The sequence below is a fragment of the Marinobacter sp. 1_MG-2023 genome (assembly GCF_030549045.1).
Taxonomy (GTDB): Bacteria; Pseudomonadota; Gammaproteobacteria; order Pseudomonadales; family Oleiphilaceae; genus Marinobacter.
This window is the reverse complement of the sequence record NZ_JAUOST010000002.1, coordinates 205954-224061: the sequence shown is the minus strand read 5'-3', so window position 1 is coordinate 224061 and position 18108 is coordinate 205954. Positions and strand designations below refer to the sequence as shown.

At 54.1% G+C, this 18108-nt stretch carries 16 protein-coding genes and 2 tRNA genes; 12 read left to right on the top strand and 6 right to left on the bottom strand.

Features of this window, described 5'->3' with window-relative positions; genetic code table 11:
• Positions 1 to 105: 105 nt before the first annotated feature.
• From Q4606_RS07265 to Q4606_RS07240, 6 genes are all read left to right on the top strand, one after another.
• A complete protein-coding gene (locus tag Q4606_RS07265) occupies positions 106 to 261 on the top strand; it encodes a YnbE family lipoprotein (protein WP_303594333.1) in 156 nt (51 codons plus the stop codon).
• 44 nt (positions 262 to 305) lie between these two features.
• Positions 306 to 650, top strand: coding sequence for a YdbL family protein (locus Q4606_RS07260; protein ID WP_303607115.1), 345 nt, complete (start codon positions 306 to 308; stop codon positions 648 to 650).
• 105 nt (positions 651 to 755) lie between these two features.
• Positions 756 to 1301 (top strand): DUF5610 domain-containing protein, encoded by a 546-nt coding sequence (locus Q4606_RS07255; RefSeq protein ID WP_303607114.1) that lies wholly within the window; start codon positions 756 to 758, stop codon positions 1299 to 1301.
• 146 nt (positions 1302 to 1447) lie between these two features.
• On the top strand, positions 1448 to 3427 hold the full coding sequence (locus tag Q4606_RS07250; protein ID WP_303607113.1) for an EAL domain-containing protein: 1980 nt from the start codon (positions 1448 to 1450) through the stop codon (positions 3425 to 3427).
• Between the two features lie 2 nt (positions 3428 to 3429).
• A complete protein-coding gene (locus tag Q4606_RS07245; RefSeq protein WP_368502310.1) occupies positions 3430 to 4572 on the top strand; it encodes an L-lactate dehydrogenase in 1143 nt (380 codons plus the stop codon).
• Positions 4573 to 4591: 19 nt separating this feature from the next.
• Complete coding sequence (locus Q4606_RS07240) at positions 4592 to 4957, top strand: DUF488 domain-containing protein (protein WP_368496918.1); 366 nt, start codon at positions 4592 to 4594, stop codon at positions 4955 to 4957.
• On the opposite strand, the gene Q4606_RS07235 is transcribed toward Q4606_RS07240, so the two are convergent.
• The gene (locus Q4606_RS07235) at positions 4952 to 6136 is read right to left on the bottom strand and encodes a PLP-dependent aspartate aminotransferase family protein (protein WP_303607112.1); all 1185 of its coding nucleotides are present in this window, start codon (positions 6134 to 6136) and stop codon (positions 4952 to 4954) included. The genes Q4606_RS07240 and Q4606_RS07235 overlap by 6 nt on opposite strands.
• A 230-nt stretch (positions 6137 to 6366) precedes the next feature.
• On the opposite strand from Q4606_RS07235, the gene Q4606_RS07230 reads away from it, so the two are divergent.
• Positions 6367 to 7281, top strand: a complete 915-nt coding sequence (locus Q4606_RS07230) for an AEC family transporter (RefSeq protein ID WP_303607111.1) — start codon at positions 6367 to 6369, stop codon at positions 7279 to 7281.
• Here Q4606_RS07230 and Q4606_RS07225 read toward each other — a convergent pair.
• Positions 7258 to 8268 (bottom strand): zinc ABC transporter substrate-binding protein, encoded by a 1011-nt coding sequence (locus tag Q4606_RS07225; RefSeq protein ID WP_303607110.1) that lies wholly within the window; start codon positions 8266 to 8268, stop codon positions 7258 to 7260. The genes Q4606_RS07230 and Q4606_RS07225 overlap by 24 nt on opposite strands.
• A 183-nt stretch (positions 8269 to 8451) precedes the next feature.
• Between Q4606_RS07225 and gltX the strand changes: the two genes are divergently transcribed.
• The 3 genes from gltX to Q4606_RS07210 all read left to right on the top strand — a co-directional run bounded on the left by gltX (position 8452) and on the right by Q4606_RS07210 (position 10207).
• On the top strand, positions 8452 to 9933 hold the full coding sequence (gene gltX, locus Q4606_RS07220) for a glutamate--tRNA ligase (RefSeq protein ID WP_303607109.1): 1482 nt from the start codon (positions 8452 to 8454) through the stop codon (positions 9931 to 9933).
• Between the two features lie 115 nt (positions 9934 to 10048).
• Positions 10049 to 10124: transfer RNA gene (locus Q4606_RS07215), tRNA-Ala, on the top strand.
• 7 nt (positions 10125 to 10131) lie between these two features.
• Positions 10132 to 10207 (top strand) — tRNA-Glu (locus tag Q4606_RS07210).
• A gap of 232 nt (positions 10208 to 10439) precedes the next feature.
• Here the strand turns inward: Q4606_RS07210 and Q4606_RS07205 are convergent.
• Positions 10440 to 11291 carry a 6-carboxytetrahydropterin synthase gene (locus Q4606_RS07205; protein ID WP_303593414.1) on the bottom strand — a complete coding sequence of 284 codons (852 nt, stop codon included), beginning with the start codon at positions 11289 to 11291 and terminating at the stop codon, positions 10440 to 10442.
• Positions 11292 to 11399: 108 nt separating this feature from the next.
• Between Q4606_RS07205 and Q4606_RS07200 the strand changes: the two genes are divergently transcribed.
• Positions 11400 to 12077 carry a nucleotidyltransferase family protein gene (locus Q4606_RS07200; protein WP_303607108.1) on the top strand — a complete coding sequence of 226 codons (678 nt, stop codon included), beginning with the start codon at positions 11400 to 11402 and terminating at the stop codon, positions 12075 to 12077.
• Here Q4606_RS07200 and Q4606_RS07195 read toward each other — a convergent pair.
• From Q4606_RS07195 to Q4606_RS07185, 3 genes are all read right to left on the bottom strand, one after another.
• Positions 12037 to 13134, bottom strand: a complete 1098-nt coding sequence (locus tag Q4606_RS07195; RefSeq protein WP_303607107.1) for a response regulator — start codon at positions 13132 to 13134, stop codon at positions 12037 to 12039. The two genes, Q4606_RS07200 and Q4606_RS07195, sit on opposite strands and share 41 nt — an antisense overlap.
• A 49-nt stretch (positions 13135 to 13183) precedes the next feature.
• Positions 13184 to 14467, bottom strand: coding sequence for a PEGA domain-containing protein (locus tag Q4606_RS07190; RefSeq protein ID WP_303607106.1), 1284 nt, complete (start codon positions 14465 to 14467; stop codon positions 13184 to 13186).
• A gap of 112 nt (positions 14468 to 14579) precedes the next feature.
• Complete coding sequence (locus tag Q4606_RS07185) at positions 14580 to 15056, bottom strand: hypothetical protein (protein ID WP_303593407.1); 477 nt, start codon at positions 15054 to 15056, stop codon at positions 14580 to 14582.
• A gap of 100 nt (positions 15057 to 15156) precedes the next feature.
• Here Q4606_RS07185 and Q4606_RS07180 point away from each other — a divergent pair, with 100 nt between their 5' ends.
• On the top strand, positions 15157 to 18081 hold the full coding sequence (locus tag Q4606_RS07180; protein WP_303607105.1) for an insulinase family protein: 2925 nt from the start codon (positions 15157 to 15159) through the stop codon (positions 18079 to 18081).
• Positions 18082 to 18108 lie beyond the last annotated feature (27 nt).

Below are 18108 nucleotides of genomic sequence, written 5' to 3'. Positions count from 1 at the left end.
TCAGGCGACCTGTTAGAGTGAAGGCTAACAAAGGAGTAAAACGATATGACGCAATCTGGTTCCAGGTGTTCCCGGTGTGTGTTCGCCCTGTGTGCGGGTCTGACGATGGGTGGTCTGCTGGCAGCTTGTACCCCGACCGTTCAGGTAGCCGCGCCCAAGGAGCCGATAACCGTGAACCTGAACGTGAAAATCCAGCATGAAATTTACGTGAAGGTTGATAAAGACGTAGACGAACTGTTCAGTGAAAAGGGCCTGTTCTGATTGTCTTGGCATTCTGTATTTAGCGAATTATTAAGGAGTTGAACATGACGTTATTTACGCGATTCAGTGCCCTGATTCTAGCGCTTTGCCTGGCTCTGCCGGCAATGGCCATGAGCCTGGATGAAGCGAAAAATGCCCTCGAATCTGCCAAGAGCGATGGCTTGGTGGGTGAGACACCGGCGGGGTATCTGGCTGCTGTAAGCTCGGACCAGAGAGCGAAAGAGATCGTGAGTGCTATTAACGATGCCCGGCGCGAAGCCTACAAGGCCATCGCAGAGAAACACGGTATTGCAGTAACCAAGGTAGAGACGGTTGCTGGCCAGAAAGCGGTTGAGAAGACGCCATCCGGGCAATACATCCAGGTGGATGAGCACTGGATCAAGAAGTAGAGCGAATCATGGGTGGTTTGGTCGATTTATAACCAACCGATCTTAATGCCGGGTAAGCATCTGCCGATAACCATTACATATACATCCTTTCAGGAGGAGAAAGTTATGGTAGCGCCAATCATTGGTCGCGGGCCGGATGTGACCGGTCGAGTGAATACGGGCCCGGGTGAGGTCAGGCCTGCAGGCCAGGTTTCCACAGAAGTACGTGTCGATAAACAGACTGAGATCCGCACGCCAGCGGACGCAATCAACGTTATGCGCGTACGCATGGAGCAGAGACTGCAGGAAGCCATGGGCGGCCAGAGCAAAGCCGTATCGGGTGCCGATCAATACGCTGCGCAGGCGCAGCCTCCTTCCGCTTCTGATGTTGCTGGCGTGATTCTAGGCTTTGTGCAGAATCGCCTGCAGCAAGAGACAGACGCCGGTGCAGATCTTGAAACACTGGCAGGCCTGATGGAGCAGGCAAGGGCTGGAATTGAAAAAGGTTATGCCGAAGCGCGGGAACAGATTGTGGCCCTGGGCATGATGAATGAAACCCTGGGCGCAGAAATAGACGAGGGTTTCGACCTTATCCAGGACGGCCTCCTGAATCTGGAGAAACTGTTTTTAAGTGAAGGATCTGAAATGGATAGCCCAACCGACGTGGGTTAATCAGACACCTTTGGGAGGCCTTGCCTGGCCAAGGCCTCTGCCAGATTGTTCCACCCCACCTTAAATCGGATAAGCTCGATGTAAGGTGCACTTGCATAAGCTATGCTGTTGAAAAATACCTTCTTTCATCGTCGGACCCTCCCATTATGTTTGATGCTGACTCGACAGCTTTCGAAATTTTTCCATGGAACCGAAATTTCGAGACAGGTATCGAGAAGATTGACGATCAGCACAAAGTGCTCGTCGAGATCCTGAACCGTCTTGCCTGGCACTTCGCGTCCAGTGCGTCGGAGCTTGATTTTGGCCATATCCTGGATGAACTGCTTTCTTACGCTGCGTATCACTTCAAAACCGAGGAAGACATCTGGAAATCGGTGCTTGGGCAAGAGGAAATGGTAAAAAACCATCACGATGGTCATCAGCTGTTCTTTGTGCAGATTCAGATGTATCGCTCCAGCAATGAGCCGGAAGAGAAGGTAATGGGGGATCTGTTCGATTATCTGACCCGCTGGTTGGCGTTTCATATCCTTGAGTCGGATCGCAGGATGGCCCTGACAGCCAAGGCGCTTGAACGCGGTGTTCCCATGTCAGAGGCGAAAAGAGAGGTTGACGGCCAGCTGAGCGGTTCGGTCTCCGTGATGGTCTCGGCCTTTCTCGAAATATACGGCAAGCTCTCCGCCAGCACGATACAGCTTATGCGAGAGAAAATGGCGAGGCTCAGGGCCGAGGATGAACTGGCAGGTTTACAGAGGGAAAAAATTGATGCGGCTCTGGAAAGGCAGGCTTCGGACCACGAACGCCAGCTCCAGTTTCTTGCTTATTCAGATCCGCTTACCGGCCTGATGAATCGCAATGGCATTGTCAGGGAAATCCGGAGTGTCATGCAGCAAAGTCATTTGGAGGCTGAGTCCGTCGCACTGGTCTCTATTGATCTGGATAATTTCGGCAAGGTGAATGCTCGTTTCGGGGAGGAATATGCCGACCGGCTCCTTGGCCTGCTTGCGAAGCGTTGGTCAGATGTCCTGGCGCAAGGTGGACAGCTTGCCCGCATCAGCGGAGACGAGTTTGTGGTGTTGCTGCTGGATAGCAGAAAGGTCGAGGCCCAGCTCCACACCATGAGGCTGACGGCGGAGCAACCGTTTGTTTTGAGTGGTGACAGCGTCTCAATGGGTTTCACGGCAGGTGTTGCTCTGTTCCCCCATGATGGCGCTTGCGATGCCGATACAGTATTGAGGCAGGCGGATCATGCGCTGTTCCGCGCCAAGCAGGAACAAAAGGGCGGCTGGCTGTTCGTGGATGCGAGTGAGCAGCGTCAGTCTGCCGAGCGCCAACTCCTGCTGGCGGATATCCGAACCGGGCTGGCTGATAATCAGTTCTGGTTAGCGTACCAGCCCAAGGTAAACATGCGCTCGGGTGAGATTATTGGTGTTGAAGCGCTAATCCGCTGGGATCATCCCGTTGAGGGTATGTTGAGCCCGATTCATTTTTTGCCGGCGCTGGAGCACCATCCGCTAAACATTGAAATTGGCGAGTGGGTTATTGAAGAGGCTTTCAGGCAGATGGCAGTCTGGGATAGCGAAGGGTTGCATCTTGATGTGGGCGTTAACATTGCGGCGATGCATCTCCAGCAGCCGGGCTTCGTGGAGAAACTCGAAGAAATTCTCGCCCGATATCCTCATGTGGCTCCGCAACGGCTTGACCTCGAAATACTCGAAACGGCTGGACTTGGCGAACTTGATAAGGCAAGCAGCATTATTTGTAGCTGTGAGGGCCTTGGCGTTACCTTTTCTCTTGATGATTTTGGTACCGGGTATTCGTCGTTATCCTATCTCAAGCAATTGCCAGTGAAGACCTTGAAAATAGATCAGGGTTTTGTGAGAGGCGCACTGTCGAATGAGGACGATATTTCCATTCTTAAAGGTATCATCGGATTGTCCCATGCCTTTGACAGGAAGCTTGTTGCAGAGGGCGTAGAAACCCGCGAACACGGCGAACTTCTGATTAGCCTTGGTTGCTATTATGCACAGGGATACGCCATTTCCAGGCCGATGGAACCGGAGAAAATGGGCGCCTGGAAAGATGAATGGAAAACCTACCCTGAGTGGTCTTCTGGAGAAAAAATATAACAATGATTACACCTGCAAATACAACCGATAACCGCCAGCTTGCCAAAGCTCGTTTGCCGCGGATGATGTTCGACTACTTTGATGGTGGTGCTTTCTCTGAACAGACACTCAGAGAGAACACGGCAGACTTTCAGAACCTGCATTTTCGTCAGCGTGTTATGCGGGACGTATCCAGCGTTTCGGCTGCAACGCAGATCCTGGGACAGGCTGCGTCACTGCCACTGGTGTTGGCTCCTGTCGGTCTTGCCGGGATGCTTGCGCGGCGAGGTGAGGTTCAGGCTGCACGCGGAGCAAAGAGCAGTGGCGTGCCGTTTTGCTTGAGTACCGTCTCGATCTGTTCACTGGAGGAGGTTGCCGGGGCGGCCGGCGCGGATAACTGGTTCCAACTATACGTACTGAAAGACCGGGGTTACTCCGAAGCTCTGCTCAATCGTGCACACAAGGCTGGTTATTCCACTCTGGTGTTTACGGTGGATCTTCCGAAGCTCGGTGTACGCTACCGCGACGTGCGTAACGGCATGAATGGGGGGCTTTCTCCCTGGGGAAAAGTTCAGAAGTTGTCCGACATACTTTCCCATCCTCTCTGGCTTTGGGATGTGGCCATCAAAGGCAAACCCCTGACCTTTGGCAATCTCGCCGATGCGGTACCCTCGGGTCGCAACCCTGAAGACTTCAAGGCCTGGGTAGACCAACAGTTTGATGCATCCGTTACCTGGAAAGATCTGGATTGGGTGCGCCAGCATTGGCCAGGCAAGCTGGTAATAAAAGGCATTATGGACCCGGACGACGCCCGTTCTGCAGTGGATGTCGGGGCTGATGGAATCGTTGTCTCTAATCACGGTGGGCGGCAGCTGGATGGTGCGCCTTCAACTATTTCGGCACTACCGGGCATTGTTGAAGCGGTGTCAGGAAAAACCGAGATTCTGTTTGATGGCGGTGTGCAATCCGGGCAAGACATTGTGCGGGCACTTTGCCTGGGTGCAAATGCCTGTCTGGTAGGCCGCGCATGGGCATATGCGTTGGCGGCAGGTGGAGAAGAGGCTGTCTCCCGGATGCTGGATAACTTCCGGTACGAGGTAGAGTTGACACTTGCACTCTTGGGTAAAAATTCGGTAGAACAGTTGAACGCGGGTGACCTTGTCTGATCAATAGAACGGAGGCTTGATGATGGAAATTCGAATCAAAAGAGCTTACGAAGAATCTGCGCGTTCCGATGGACCACGCATACTGGTCGATAGACTATGGCCCCGCGGTGTTGCCAAGGAAGATGCCGAACTTGAAACCTGGCTGAAAGGGCTCGCCCCGTCTTCCGATTTGCGCAAGTGGTTTGATCATGACCCTGAAAAATGGGGTGAATTCCAGCAGCGGTATCTGAAGGAGTTGAAAAAAACTGACGCGGCTGATGATCTGAAAGAGTTGCAGTCGATCGTGAACGCCCACAAGCGAATAACACTTGTTTTTGCCGCAAAGGATACCGAGCACAACAACGCGGCAGCCCTTCGCGACTTTCTCAAGAATGGTGATCTATAACTGGTTCAAAGCCTGTTGCAGGTCTGCGATCAGGTCATCCGCATCTTCGAGCCCAACAGACAGTCGCAGCATTCCGTCAGTTATTCCGCGGCGCTCGCGCTCCTCTCGGCTGATGCCGTGGTGACTGGTGGCGCAGGGTTGGGACACCAGGCTTTCGACGCCTCCCAGGCTGGTAGCTAACAGAAAAACCTTAAGGCTGTCGGCCACTTTTTCAGCCTGTTCGCGGCCTCCCTTTAGCTCCAGCGTCAATACCCCGCCAAACCCCTCCATTTGTTGCGAGGCAAGGCTGTGATCGGAAAAGTCGGGTAACCCCGGGTAGAGTACCCGCTTGATTGCCGGGTGATTTTGCATCGCACAGGCTACTGCCATAGCGTTCTCATTATGCTGTCGCACTCGCACAGGTAGGGTTCTGAGGCTGCGTGAGAGCAGAGCTGCGGTTTCCGGTGCCAGTATCTGGCCGAGGTTTTTGCGCCACTGGGCAATGGGTCTGACGTGGTCAGCGGAGGCCATAACGGCACCCGCGGTGAGGTCGCTGTGGCCACCCAGGAATTTGGTGGCACTGTGGATACTGAAGTCGGCACCCAGCAGCAGAGGGCGCTGATTCACTGGTGAGGCAAATGTACTATCGACTGCAAGAAGGGCGCCTCTGGAGTGGGTTCGCTGTGCCAGTTTCCGGATATCCAGTATGCCCAGTGTCGGGTTGGCCGGGGTTTCACAGTAAACCAGCATGCCGGGCATGTTGAGAACACTGGCCAGTTGTTCGCATTCGTTCTTCAGCAGGAAGGTAACAGGAATACCCAGAGGCCGCAGGTGATTGATCAGCAGCTCCTGAGTGCCGCCGTAAAGGTCACCGATACAGACGATGCCGCTGCGTCCGTGAGCAAATAATGTTGCTGAAATGGCAGCCATGCCTGAGGCAAACGCCAGTGCATCTTCTGCGTCTTCAAGGCTCGCCAGGCCTTGTTCAAGCTCCCGGATGGTGGGGTTGCTGCCCCAGCGTGTGTAAAGATTTCCCTGTGTATGCCCCTCAATTACGTTTCGCAGCGAGTCTGTGTCCGCAAATCGGTAAGTGGTGGTGTTGTACACCGGAGAATAGGGGCTGCCAAGGCTGTCTTTATGGCGGCGGTTATGAATAATCCGGGTTGCTTTACCCTGTTTCGTTTTGGGATCGGGGTGCATGGGTTCTTCCTGATGCTGAATATGGCGCTCAACCGGATGTGGCGGCTTAGTGGGATTTATTCTGGCAGGCCCGGTTCAGGCTGACCACTGGGCGAGATGATCAGCGGCAAGAGACGTTCTGTCAGCCCAAGTTCGGAGACGGTTTAGGGGCCATCTGATATCCTTGACGATTGCCTGGCTTACGAGCCGGACGGGTCCCCGTAAAAATCACTGATGCTGGAGTTTTCGATATGCCGGTTATGGTTCAGGCGTTGGTGCCTGTTTTTGCGCTGATAGTGCTAGGTCATCTGTTCCGGCGCTGGGCATTCCCATCAGTTGAGTTCTGGCCACAGGCCGAGCGGTTTACCTACTACGTGCTCTTTCCTGCCATGTTGGTGTACAAGCTTGGCCAGGCTCGCCTGCCGGCTTCTGCCTACGGCGATACGGCCATGCTGATTGGTTCCATGTTGGTGGCGATGACTGTGTTGTTAGTGGTTGTGCAGTTTTTCTGGCGCTGGGAAGGTCCCGTCTTTTCTTCGGTCTATCAAGGTGCAATCCGGTTTAACTCTTATGTGGGGCTAGCGGCAGGAGGAATGTTGCTGGGTGACGAAGGCCTTTCTCTGACCGCGATCGCTGTCGCCGTCATGGTGCCGATGTTGAACCTGATGTGTATTCTTATGTTTTCTTTGGTGGTAACCCAGGGCCCGTTGAGAATCAAGCCGGTGCTACGCGCCATTGTGTCGAATCCTCTGATTATCGGGTCGGTCCTAGGGGTAGTCTGGAGCTTTTTCGAGATTGGCTTTCATCCGCTTCTCGCGGGCACGCTTGAGCCTTTGAGTAATCTTGCGCTGCCGATGGGGCTGATGACAGTTGGCGCAGGGCTTCAATTGAAGGCCCTGCGGGGCGGGTCTGCGCCCTTTATTCTGTCATCGGTTCTCAAACTGCTGCTTTTTCCGCTGATGGCAATGGGGCTTGCCGTTCTGCTCGGGCTTGAAGGCACCCTTGTACAGGTAGCCGTGTTGCTGGCCACCCTGCCAACCGCGACATCCGCCTATATTCTGGCCAGGCAGTTAGGCGGTGATGCGCCGCTTATGGCGGGCATAATCAGTGGCCAGACGCTTCTGGCTATGGTGTCTGTTCCATTAATGCTCAGCATTCTCTGGTAAGCATTTGAGCACGGCATCTGCGATGCTTTGCTGGAAAGCCTCGTAGCCGTTTGCGGTTGCAGCTATGTCGGTCGCCAGTGGATCCCAGGTGCTGAATGTTACATCCAGTCCCTCAGTGACTGAGTGCCACCACTGACGGTTGAATTGCGGCTCGGTCAGCAGGCATGGGTGGTTGGCACTCCGCAGCGTCTCTTGAACCTCAGCTATGTGTCGTGCTCCCGGCGAGAGTTCCGGGTTGAGCGTCAGGACGCCTTCAACGTTCAGGTTGTAATGTTCTCCGAAAGGGGTGAAGGCACTGTGATAGGCAAACAGGCTTATATCCTTCAAGGGTTCCAGTTGCTTCCGGATTTGCTCTTCTTTCCGTGCTACGGAGGCTTTAAATTTTTCCAGGTTACGATCCAGAGTCGTTTGGTCTGCACCGTCCAGTTGGGCCAGAGCATCCCGGATACTTTCTGCCATGGTAATCGCCATTTGGGGGTCTACCCAGATGTGTGGGTCTTCTCCGTCTCCATGATCGTGCCCATGCCCATGATCATCGTGGGTGACTTGTTCTTCCTGTTCGTGATGAGCCTCGTGTTCGTCATGCGCTTCGTGCTCGTGATGTTCTTCGTGGTCGTCATGGTGGGCATGGTCGTGATCTTCTTCTGTACTTTCGACATCTGAGCTCATAAGTGCGACTGAGCGTTCACCAAATTCACTGCCTGTCAGGAGTCGGGTCAAAAACGTCTCCATTTCGGGGCCAACCCAGAATATGACATCTGCGCTTTCCAGCGCCCGGCGCTTCGAAGGTGTCATTGAATAGTTGTGCGGGCTGGAGCCCGGGGGTACCAGTGTAGTTGTGTGCATGTCATCTGTCGCAACTGCGCGTACCAGAAGCTCCAGTGGCTTGATGGAGGTAAGTATCTGGGTATCTGCAAGCGTGTTACTTCCGTAAAGGAGGGCGCTGGCGCTCAGAGTTATAGAAAGAGCTGTTTTGGCGATGCGCATGGCTATCTGAGTCCTACTATGTGGTTGAAACGTTATAATGTAACACCAAACATTAAAAGTTCGCAAAACCTCATTTGACTTGGCGGGTGGCCGTGCATTGATGCGCTGGGGCCATGCGAAATTATGCCCGGGCCGGTATAATGCCGGGTTTATCACACGGCCACTGATTTTCAGGAAGGTTTCATGACTGTACGTACCCGAATTGCTCCATCACCTACCGGTGACCCACACGTTGGTACCGCCTACGTGGCCCTGTTCAACCTCTGCTTTGCCCGGCAACACGGCGGGCAGTTTATCTTGCGTATTGAGGATACCGATCAGGCACGCAGTACTGCGGAATCTGAACAGGATATCCTCAAGGCACTGCGTTGGCTGGGCCTCAACTGGGACGAAGGCCCTGATGTGGGAGGTCCACATGGCCCCTATCGCCAGTCTGAGCGCAAGCATTCGTACGCTCAGTACGCGGAAGACCTGGTGACTGCCGGCCATGCTTTTTATTGTTTCCGTACGCCAGAAGAGCTGGATGCGATTCGTGAAGAGCGCAAGGCGCAAGGCCTGAACCCTGGCATCAAGGGCAACCTTGAACTGTCCCAGGAAGAGGTGAAACGTCGCCTGGAGGCGGGTGAATCCTACGTGATCCGTATGAAGGTGCCAGATGAGGGCGTCTGCGAAATTGAAGACATGCTCCGTGGCACCATTGAAATAGACTGGGCACAGGTGGACTGCCAGATTCTGCTGAAATCAGATGGCATGCCGACTTACCATCTGGCTAACGTGGTTGACGACCATCTGATGGAAATTACCCACGTGCTGCGTGGCGAAGAGTGGATTAACTCTGCGCCCAAGCACAAATTGCTGTACCAGTATTTTGGCTGGGAAATGCCCGTGCTGTGTCACCTCCCGTTACTGCGCAATCCGGATAAAAGCAAACTGTCGAAGCGTAAGAACCCCACGAGCATTAATTTCTATGAGCGCATGGGTTTCTTGCCGGAAGCCGTTACCAACTACCTTGGCCGCATGGGTTGGTCCATGCCGGATGAGCGCGAAAAGTTTACTCTGGATGAAATGATCGCAAACTTCGACATCCAGCGTGTCTCTCTTGGCGGGCCGGTTTTCGATGTGGAAAAACTTCGCTGGCTCAACGGCCAGTGGCTGCGTGATGAGCTTACGGAAGAACAGTTTATTGAACGCATGCGCCAATGGTGGTTCAACGAAGACGCACTCAAGGCGTTGGTGCCGCATATCAAGGGCAGGGCGGAAGTCTTCTCTGATGTGGCGCCTATGGCGCAGTTCATGTTCTCGGGCATGCTTAATCTGAAGCCGGAAGACTTTGTTCACAACAAACTGGAAGAAGGCCAGATTAAACGGGTGCTCCAATTTACTTTGTGGAAGCTTGAGGCTCAACGCCATTGGAGTAAGGACACAATTTTTGCCGATATAAAATTCCTGGCCAAGGCTATGGATCTGAAAATGGGCGACTTCATGTTCTCTGTGTTCGTTGCAATTGCAGGCACGCCGAACTCCTGGTCTGTTATGGACTCCATGGATGTGCTGGGCCCGGATATGACCCGAGCGCGTTTGCGGCAGGCTCTTGAAGTGCTTGGAGGTTTCTCCAAGAAAGAAACGAAGAAAGTGGAAAAAGAGTACGCAGCATTGGGTGCTTAATAGCCACTTTGGTGAAGAAGTAAGCGGTCTGGACAAGGATGTTCAGAAAACTGGAAAAAAGTGGGGTGAAAGGTTGACGCCCATGGGGTGGATCCTTAATATACGCATCCGTTGAGGGGCCATAGCTCAGCTGGGAGAGCGCAACACTGGCAGTGTTGAGGTCGGCGGTTCGATCCCGCCTGGCTCCACCAATTTCTAGTCCCCTTCGTCTAGTGGCCTAGGACTCCGCCCTTTCACGGCGGCAACAGGGGTTCGAACCCCCTAGGGGACGCCAATACGGCTTGACGGTTTAGTCCACCGGATAGCCATCAAAAAAACCGCCTTCGGGCGGTTTTTTTGTGCCTGTATGGAAAAGGCAGTCTAGTTATGTGCCGCGAACCGTGAGCAGGGCGCCACCTTCCAAAACACGCCGTAAACCCATCCATGGGGGCTTGGTGTTGCCATCCCTGGCAACACACAGTTTTGGAAGGTGGCGCCCTGGTCACTTGCCTCTGGAGTGGCCGGCATTAACGAGAGGCTAGGGCTCCTTTGCCAACGCCCTCATAAGCTTTCACAAGGATCGTGTCGGCAGGGAATTCTGATTTCAGCTGGCCAGCAATGTGCGCGGCAATCAATTCAACCGTGGTGTCAGTGGCCATCATATAAACACGCTTTTCCGGCAGGGTCAGGGCAAACTCGCCCTGGTTGGCCTCGTACTCAAAGGTGATGTACGGGACGCCGTTTTCCGCTACCTGCCTGCGCGCAACGTCTTCTTCAGACCCCACGTAGATATCCTGCCAAAGCCTGGCCCAGGAGCGCTCCAGGTCATAATCTCTGCGTCCGTTCCGATCGATGCGAATAGGTGAGCGGTGGCCGTGTGCTATGCGCTGGCAGTTACCCAGGTGCTTTTTCAGACCGTGAACGTAATGGTAGTAAGCCCCATCAATTTCCTCTTCCCGAAGATTGATTTCCACCGAAGTCACATTTGCCGGTAGTACCGCCATCAGCTCACGCTCAAGCAGAGCCGCTACTGCCGACGGAACAACCCGCTCTGCAGAAAGCCATACGATGGCTTCATCCGGCGAGCGGTGCACTATGTGGCTGCCGTCAGTTAGGGCCCAGGTGAAGGTGTCGGGTGTATCCTGGTTCCAGGAGAGGCCTTCGTAACCGCGGGGTATCACCAGCCTGTGATCCACACGCTCATCAATGATGCGCTTTATGGTGCGCTTTACGTTGCTGAAATCGAATACCATGCCCTGGTCATCAAGCTCGCCTCCCAGTACAACGTCGGCAATCCAGCTTTCCCCCACTAATCCCCGGGTGGGGTCCAGGTAAGCGAAATCGATAACGGTGAGGTTGTCTACAAACAGCTGGTTCATTAAGTTTCCGAGCGGGTATGGTTGAATGATGTGGGGATTCTAGCAAAAATCCGGAATGAGTGACCTGCCAGCGTATTAGTCTGAGCTTATTCTCGCCACTGATTCCATTTGTCTCATTTTATAAGGAACGAAACCATAACTGCTTCTCGCCATAATCACGATCAGGAGTTTCCGGCACTTGTTCTCGCGGCGGGTGCTTCCAGCCGTTTTGGGCGTCCCAAGGCTATGATGGCCCTGAGTGAAGGGAACGGTCAGAGCCGCACGCTTCTGGATCACGCCATTGCTCAGGGCAGGCTTCTTAGCCGGGATGTTCATGTTGTGTGTGGCGCCTGGTATCCATTGGTTCGCTTTCGTTGCCAGGCGCAGCCGTCTCGCTGGGTCCACGTGGCAGACTGGCACAAGGGGATGGCGGCATCGCTTTCGGCAGGTATTCGCAGCCTGGGACCCTATGCAAAAGGTGCATTTGTATTGTTGGCGGATCAGCCGCTGCTGGATCACCATGCTCTTGCAGCGTTGGGTGAAACAGCGCGGTGTTTTCCGGACCAGGCTCTTGCAGCAGACTACGGGGGCCGCCCGGGCGTTCCGGCTTATTTGCCTCGCTGGTTATGGCCCGACATTCTTGCGCTGGAGGGTGATCGGGGGGCGGGTCAGTTGTTGGTTGGAGCAAATGCGACGAGGCTGGCCATTCCGGGTGTTCATGACGATATAGACACTCCGGATGACTGGCGCAGGATTCGCGAGGAGTTTACCCGAACAGGCCTGCAAGCCAGGCAATCCCAAGGCTGAATACCCCAAGGCTCAAAGTCAGGCCAATGGTATATATTTTGGATGACGCAGAACGCTGCTGAGCGACAAACAAGTCAATAGTACGCTGGGCAATATCTTCAGCTGTCTCACGGGAAACCTCGTTAGCCTGTTGGATGGCTTCAGATTGCAGCGTTTGCCAGAACTCGGTGTCTATGGTCTGCACGCTGGTAATATGATCTTTCAGCTCCGCCATATGGTCACTGGTGAATCCGGAGTTACGTGAGAGCTCTTTTTTAAGGCCTGCCAGCTCCCTGCCCAAGTTAAGGTTTACCTCAGCCGCAACCTCGTCTCGAAGGTTGCGGGTGCGCTCATCGATCATCTCGCTCATCGAATTCAGGCGCGCTTCCATGGCGCTTTCCTGTTTGCTTCGTGACTCGTCCAGCGCCCGTTTCAGATGGTCAAACTGCTCGTCAAACAAAGAGCTCAGCAACTCATGAAGGCGGTTGTTGATGTGCGTTTTGACGGCGGAGCGTGAAATCTGTTCAATCAGCTCGCTGGTCAGCGGAACAACACTGGTGGGAGCGCTGCCGTTTTGGGTAATCTCCGGATGGGGCTGCTCTGGTGGAATTTTCAGCGCTGCATTATCTGTCATGTCGTGAAGGTATTCGTCGGTGTCGGGCTCCGGGTCAATCCGGGGTGCCTCGGGAAGCGCGCCCTGGAGAAGATCACTCGCCAATTGGTCCAGTACCAGGCCCAGTCCATCAGGCTGCGTCGGCTTGGTAAGGATGTTGTAGACGCCGAAGTTCATGGCTTCTTTCGTGAACGATGAGGATTTCTGGGACGTGCACATTATGATGGGGATGCTGGAAGTGTCCGGGTTACCTTTTATGGCTTTGGTAGCCTCCACGCCGTTCATCCCGGGCATGAGGTGGTCCATGAAAATGACATCCGGGTGTTCGCCGGTGTTGAGGAGTTCCAGGGCCTCTTCTGCAGAACTGGCCATGCTTATATTCATGTCGCGGCCTTCGAGCAGTTTGCTCAGGGCAAACCGGGCTACTTTAGAATCATCCACCAGAAGAGCATTTTTGATCGCCATCTAACTACCTCAAGCTGTTACTTCAATCGCGTTGGTTATCGGGCCGCTATTACCAGCCTTCCAGTGTCGGGCATTGTGTTGCCCGATAGCTTTTGTCCCGATAACACACGCCGGGCTCTGTGGTGCGGGCCGTGAATATTTCGCCGGCCGCTGTGGTCAGGCGAACCTGCCCGTAGGGCTCACCGTGGCGGAACGTCGCCTCGATGGAGCTGCCATTCGGGTTGCGCAGCAAACCGTTTCCGTGGAACTTGCCTTCGATGTACTCGCCTTCGTATTTCTTTCCGTTGGCGAATACTTCCGATCCGTCACCATGGAAGGAACCATTGGAAAAATCGCCTTCGTAGTGGCGGCCGTCGGGGTAGGTGAGAGTGCCTCGCCCGTGAAAGTCGCTGTTGCGAAAGCTGCCGACATATAACATGCCGTCGGCTGTGGTCAGAGAACCGTGGCCGTTAAGTTGGTTCTGCGACCACCCCCCGGTAAGAATATCACCGTTTTCAAGTGTGAGCGTGCCCTGGCCGTGAAATGCATCCGCACTGAATTGGCCTGTATAGCGGGAGCCATCCGCATCGCGCCATACACCCTCACCGCTACGCCTGCCGTTCTCCCAATCGCCCTCGTAGCGGGAGCCGTCCGCATACCAGGCGGTACCTGTGCCATGAAAAGCACCATCAACAAAGTGACCTTCGTACCGGAGATTGTCGCTATCTATATAGGTTCCGTCGCCGGTTTTCACGTTACCTCGCCATACCCCGTTCTGATGATCGACGGAAGTGTAGGCTTCCAGTTTGCCCACCAACGTCAGCTCCTTGCCTGCATTGAGAACGACGCTTTGCTGCCAGGGCTGGAAACCGTTTTTAGTTATGGTGATGTCATATTTCCCCGGGGCCAGCTCGAGGTCCAGGCGCGTTGCACCATAGGCTTTGCCGTTGATTTCAACCTGATCATCTGCCACGTTTGAGCGCAAGGTAAGTGTGCCTGTTTTTGGAGCTGGAACAGGCTCTGAAGAGGACTCGGCTGTATCGGCAGCGTGGGTGTTCAGGGTTTTAGGCAGTTCGGCTGAAGCAATTGCCGGGGGGGCTTCCGCCAGTTCGGGAATAAGGAATGGCTCAGTGTTTACCTTAGGTGGCTCGTATACAGCTTCAGATTCGGCTGGAGGCAATGAAACAGCTTTAATGACAGCTGTTGATGTCTGCGCAGTATTTTCAATCGTAGGTGCGGCAGCTTCAACGACCTCACCACTGGGCTGATCATTGCGAATCGAAGCAAAGCCAGCTGTCACCAAGAGCATAAGAGCCAGGGCATTCAGAAACAGAAGTGGTCTGAAGTCGACCATGGTGGAACCTCTTGATCCAGCACTTTTCACATTGATCGTCGTTTTATCTTACCCAGCGCAGGCCGGGTTATGTAACTGAAAGTGCCTGAACTTGTTGAGAATGCTGGGCAAATCACATTTTCGCTGGAAGTTGTTCATGATTGAGCTGTTCCCATGCCCTCATGTATACATCGGCTTCGTATTCGTAAGGTGATTTGAACGGGGTTAACACGAAATCGAAGATCAGAAAGAAAAAACCAACCGATGCCCAGGCGATGGAGAAAGTGCTGAGGGTTGTAGCCTGTACTTCAGGATTCGAGTTTACAAAATCCTGAAGCAGGGGGATGAGGTCGGACGCCAGAACTACCGGGTTGAAGCTGGATAGCACCAGCGGCACCCAGAAGGCCATGAATACAGGGAAGAAGCCAAACGACCAGAGGATACGCCGGGCCAGGTATATGGCAACTTCGCGCCAGAACCTCTGTCGTAGTTCAGGGGATTTCCTTATGCGCTCTAGATACCGGCGTCGCTCCGCCCAATAGGCTGCGACTTCGGGAGCCTGCTCGGCTTTTGCTGGGCCTGAACTTGCTGGGCCTGGAGTTGTGCTCATGGATCAGTGGGCTACCTTATCGCTTGGGGACGGATGCATGATAATCGATACTACGTGTTACCCTACAATTCTCCAATTGTTTAACGACAGGATAGTTTGAATGGCTGCAGTGATCGACAACGCAACCCATCCGGCTTTTGAGAAGCTTCGCAGTCACCGGATTGATACGCTTAATCTCGATGTTGAGGAGTATCGTCACAGGAAAACCGGTGCCCGCCATCTTCATCTCGCGGCGGATAACGACGAGAACGTGTTTTTTGTGGCGCTCAGAACCTTTCCGATGGATTCTACAGGCGTTGCCCATATTCTTGAACACACGGCCTTGTGTGGCAGTGAACGCTATCCTGTCCGCGATCCCTTCTTCATGATGATTCGTCGTTCCCTGAATACGTTCATGAACGCCTTTACAAGCAGCGACTGGACGGCGTACCCCTTCGCGAGCATGAATCGAAAGGATTTTGATAATCTGCTATCGGTGTATCTGGACTCCGTGTTCTTCTCCAAACTGGATCCGCTGGATTTCGCACAGGAAGGCCATCGCCTGGAGTTTGAAAAGCCGGATGACCCCAGTACGGAGCTGGTATACCGGGGAGTTGTTTACAATGAAATGAAAGGTGCCATGAGCGCGCCCACCTCACAGCTCTGGCAGAACCTGAGCAGCCATTTGTTCCCGACAACCACCTATCATTACAACAGTGGTGGCGAGCCGGATCAGATTGTTGATCTGAGCTACGAGGATCTTATCCGCTTTTACCGGCATCACTATCACCCCAGCAACGCAATTTTTGCCACCTACGGAAATATTCCTGCCCATGAGCATCAGGAGCGTTTTGAAGAGCTGGCACTCAAGCGTTTCGACCGGCTGGATATTGAACTGCCAGTCAGGGATGAAAAGCGCATATTCGCGCCGGTTCGTGTTGAGCAGGGCTACGGGGTAAATGAGGGCGAAGACACGGCCAACAAAACCCATATCGTAATGGGTTGGCTGTTGGGCCATAGCTTTGATCTTCAGGAAAACCTCGAAGGGCAGTTGTTGTCGGCTGTGTTGCTGGAAAACAGCGCCTCTCCGCTGATGCGCGCCCTGGAAACAACCGATATTGGTCAGGCTCCTTCACCAATGTGCGGTCTGGAAGATTCCAACCGTGAAATGACGTTTGTTTGCGGTATTGAAGGCAGCGAGCCCGAGAAGCAGGGCGATCTGGAAATCCTGATCGAGAGCACGCTGAACAAGGTGGTCGAAGAAGGCGTCAGCGAGGAGCGCCTGGAGGCGATTCTTCATCAGCTCGAATTGCATCAGCGTGAAATTGCCGGAGACAGTTTCCCCTATGGTCTTCAATTGATCATGAGTGCCATTGCTCCCATGGTTCACGGCGGTGACCCTGTTGAATTGCTGGATCTGGAACCGGTTCTGGCTAGTCTCCGCGAGAAGATCCATGATCCGCAATATATTCCGAACCTGATACGTCGCAAGCTGTTGGATAATCCGCATCGGGTAACGCTTACCTTGCGTCCGGACGACAAGCTTGACGCACGGCGCCAGCAGGCAATCCGCGAAGCACTTGCAAAACGCAAGGCTGAGCTTTCCAGTGAGGAAGTTGCCCATATCGTTGATCGCGCCAAAGCGTTGGAAGAGCGCCAGATGCGCAAGGATGATGACTCGATTCTGCCGAAAGTGGATCTGACCGACGTACCGCTGCAAATGCCGGAACCTGAAGGTCGCTTTGATGGTGATATTTCTGCAAGCATATTTGCACGGGGCACCAACGGTCTGGTGTACGAGCAGGTTGTGGTGCCTCTGCCGGATCTGACGGAAGAAGAACTGCTGCTGTTACCCTATTACGGTGCTCTGATTTCAGAGGTGGGTTGCGGCGACCTGGATTATCTGCAAATGCAGGACCGGATCTCGGCGGAATCCGGTGGTATTGGAGCCTCGTTTTCGGCTAAAGCTCGCATTGATGACGTCCAGAACCTTTCAGGCTATGTGATCTTCAGCGGTAAAGCGCTGTCCCGCAATCGTACGGCTCTCACCAAGCTGCTCCGGGATGTTTACACCAGTGCCCGGTTTGATGAAAAAGATCGCATTCGTGAAATTGTTGCCCAGATTCGTGCCCGCCGAGAGCAGGCGGTAACAGGCAGCGGTCACGCTCTGGCTATGGGGGCTGCAGCCCAGGGTATGAGCCCCGGAGCCTGGCTGTCCTTCCGGCTGGGTGGTCTGGCTGGAATCCGAGGTACCAAAAAGCTTGATCAGTCCTTGAAAGATCCTGCTGCGCTGGAAGCTTTTTGTCAGCAACTGGCTGGCTTGCACAAGAGAATCAGTGAGCAGGCGCGAGAGTTCCTGGTCATTGGTGAGGATGAGCACCTTCCTGCGCTGATCGACGACCTTAAAACCTGCTGGGGCAGTGAAAAGGGCGTTGAATCATCTCGTTGGAGCATGGAGCCGGTGAGCTTTGTAACCCGTGAAGCCTGGCTGACATCCACGCAGGTAAACTTTTGCGCCCGGGCCTATAGCACTGTGCCAGTTGACCACCCGGATGCAGCCGCACTTACGGTGCTCGGAGGGTTCCTGCGCAACGGGTATCTGCACAGAGCCATTCGGGAGAAAGGCGGTGCCTATGGCGGCGGTGCCGCCCAGGACAGCGTGAATGGCAACTTCCGGTTCTTTTCTTATCGGGATCCTCGTTTGGCTGAAACCCTGGATGATTTTGACAAGGCGCTGGCCTGGCTTCAGGAAACTGATCACGAATATCAGGAACTGGAGGAGTCTATCCTTGGGGTGATTGGTCAGTTGGACCGCCCCCGTTCTCCGGCTGGCGCTGCGCGCCACGCGTTTCATAACAAGTTGTTCGGGCGCAGCCCGGAGCAGAGAATGCGTTTCCGTGAGAGGGTGCTGGCGGTAACGCTGGATGATCTGAAACGGGTTGCGCAAATCTGGTTGGCTCCGGAAAAGGCAAGCACAGCCGTTGTCACCGGGCCTGAAAACCGTAATCTTGTGACAGAGCTTGGTCTGGATATTCAGGAGCTGTAGATAAAAAGCTGGCAGGCTAGTTATGGC

What these genes read in the sequence shown, in the direction of transcription:
- Q4606_RS07235 (WP_303607112.1), bottom strand. Translation starts at nt 6,136, where the DNA reads ATGCACCCCGATCCCAAAACGAAACAGGGTAAAGCAACCCGGATTATT.
- Q4606_RS07260 (WP_303607115.1), top strand. Translation starts at nt 306, where the DNA reads ATGACGTTATTTACGCGATTCAGTGCCCTGATTCTAGCGCTTTGCCTG.
- Q4606_RS07195 (WP_303607107.1), bottom strand. Translation starts at nt 13,134, where the DNA reads ATGGCGATCAAAAATGCTCTTCTGGTGGATGATTCTAAAGTAGCCCGG.
- Q4606_RS07185 (WP_303593407.1), bottom strand. Translation starts at nt 15,056, where the DNA reads ATGAGCACAACTCCAGGCCCAGCAAGTTCAGGCCCAGCAAAAGCCGAG.
- Q4606_RS07225 (WP_303607110.1), bottom strand. Translation starts at nt 8,268, where the DNA reads ATGCGCATCGCCAAAACAGCTCTTTCTATAACTCTGAGCGCCAGCGCC.
- Q4606_RS07265 (WP_303594333.1), top strand. Translation starts at nt 106, where the DNA reads ATGGGTGGTCTGCTGGCAGCTTGTACCCCGACCGTTCAGGTAGCCGCG.
- Q4606_RS07205 (WP_303593414.1), bottom strand. Translation starts at nt 11,291, where the DNA reads ATGAACCAGCTGTTTGTAGACAACCTCACCGTTATCGATTTCGCTTAC.
- Q4606_RS07250 (WP_303607113.1), top strand. Translation starts at nt 1,448, where the DNA reads ATGTTTGATGCTGACTCGACAGCTTTCGAAATTTTTCCATGGAACCGA.
- Q4606_RS07230 (WP_303607111.1), top strand. Translation starts at nt 6,367, where the DNA reads ATGCCGGTTATGGTTCAGGCGTTGGTGCCTGTTTTTGCGCTGATAGTG.
- Q4606_RS07180 (WP_303607105.1), top strand. Translation starts at nt 15,157, where the DNA reads ATGGCTGCAGTGATCGACAACGCAACCCATCCGGCTTTTGAGAAGCTT.
- Q4606_RS07190 (WP_303607106.1), bottom strand. Translation starts at nt 14,467, where the DNA reads ATGGTCGACTTCAGACCACTTCTGTTTCTGAATGCCCTGGCTCTTATG.
- Q4606_RS07255 (WP_303607114.1), top strand. Translation starts at nt 756, where the DNA reads ATGGTAGCGCCAATCATTGGTCGCGGGCCGGATGTGACCGGTCGAGTG.
- Q4606_RS07240 (WP_368496918.1), top strand. Translation starts at nt 4,592, where the DNA reads ATGATGGAAATTCGAATCAAAAGAGCTTACGAAGAATCTGCGCGTTCC.
- Q4606_RS07245 (WP_368502310.1), top strand. Translation starts at nt 3,430, where the DNA reads ATGATTACACCTGCAAATACAACCGATAACCGCCAGCTTGCCAAAGCT.
- gltX (WP_303607109.1), top strand. Translation starts at nt 8,452, where the DNA reads ATGACTGTACGTACCCGAATTGCTCCATCACCTACCGGTGACCCACAC.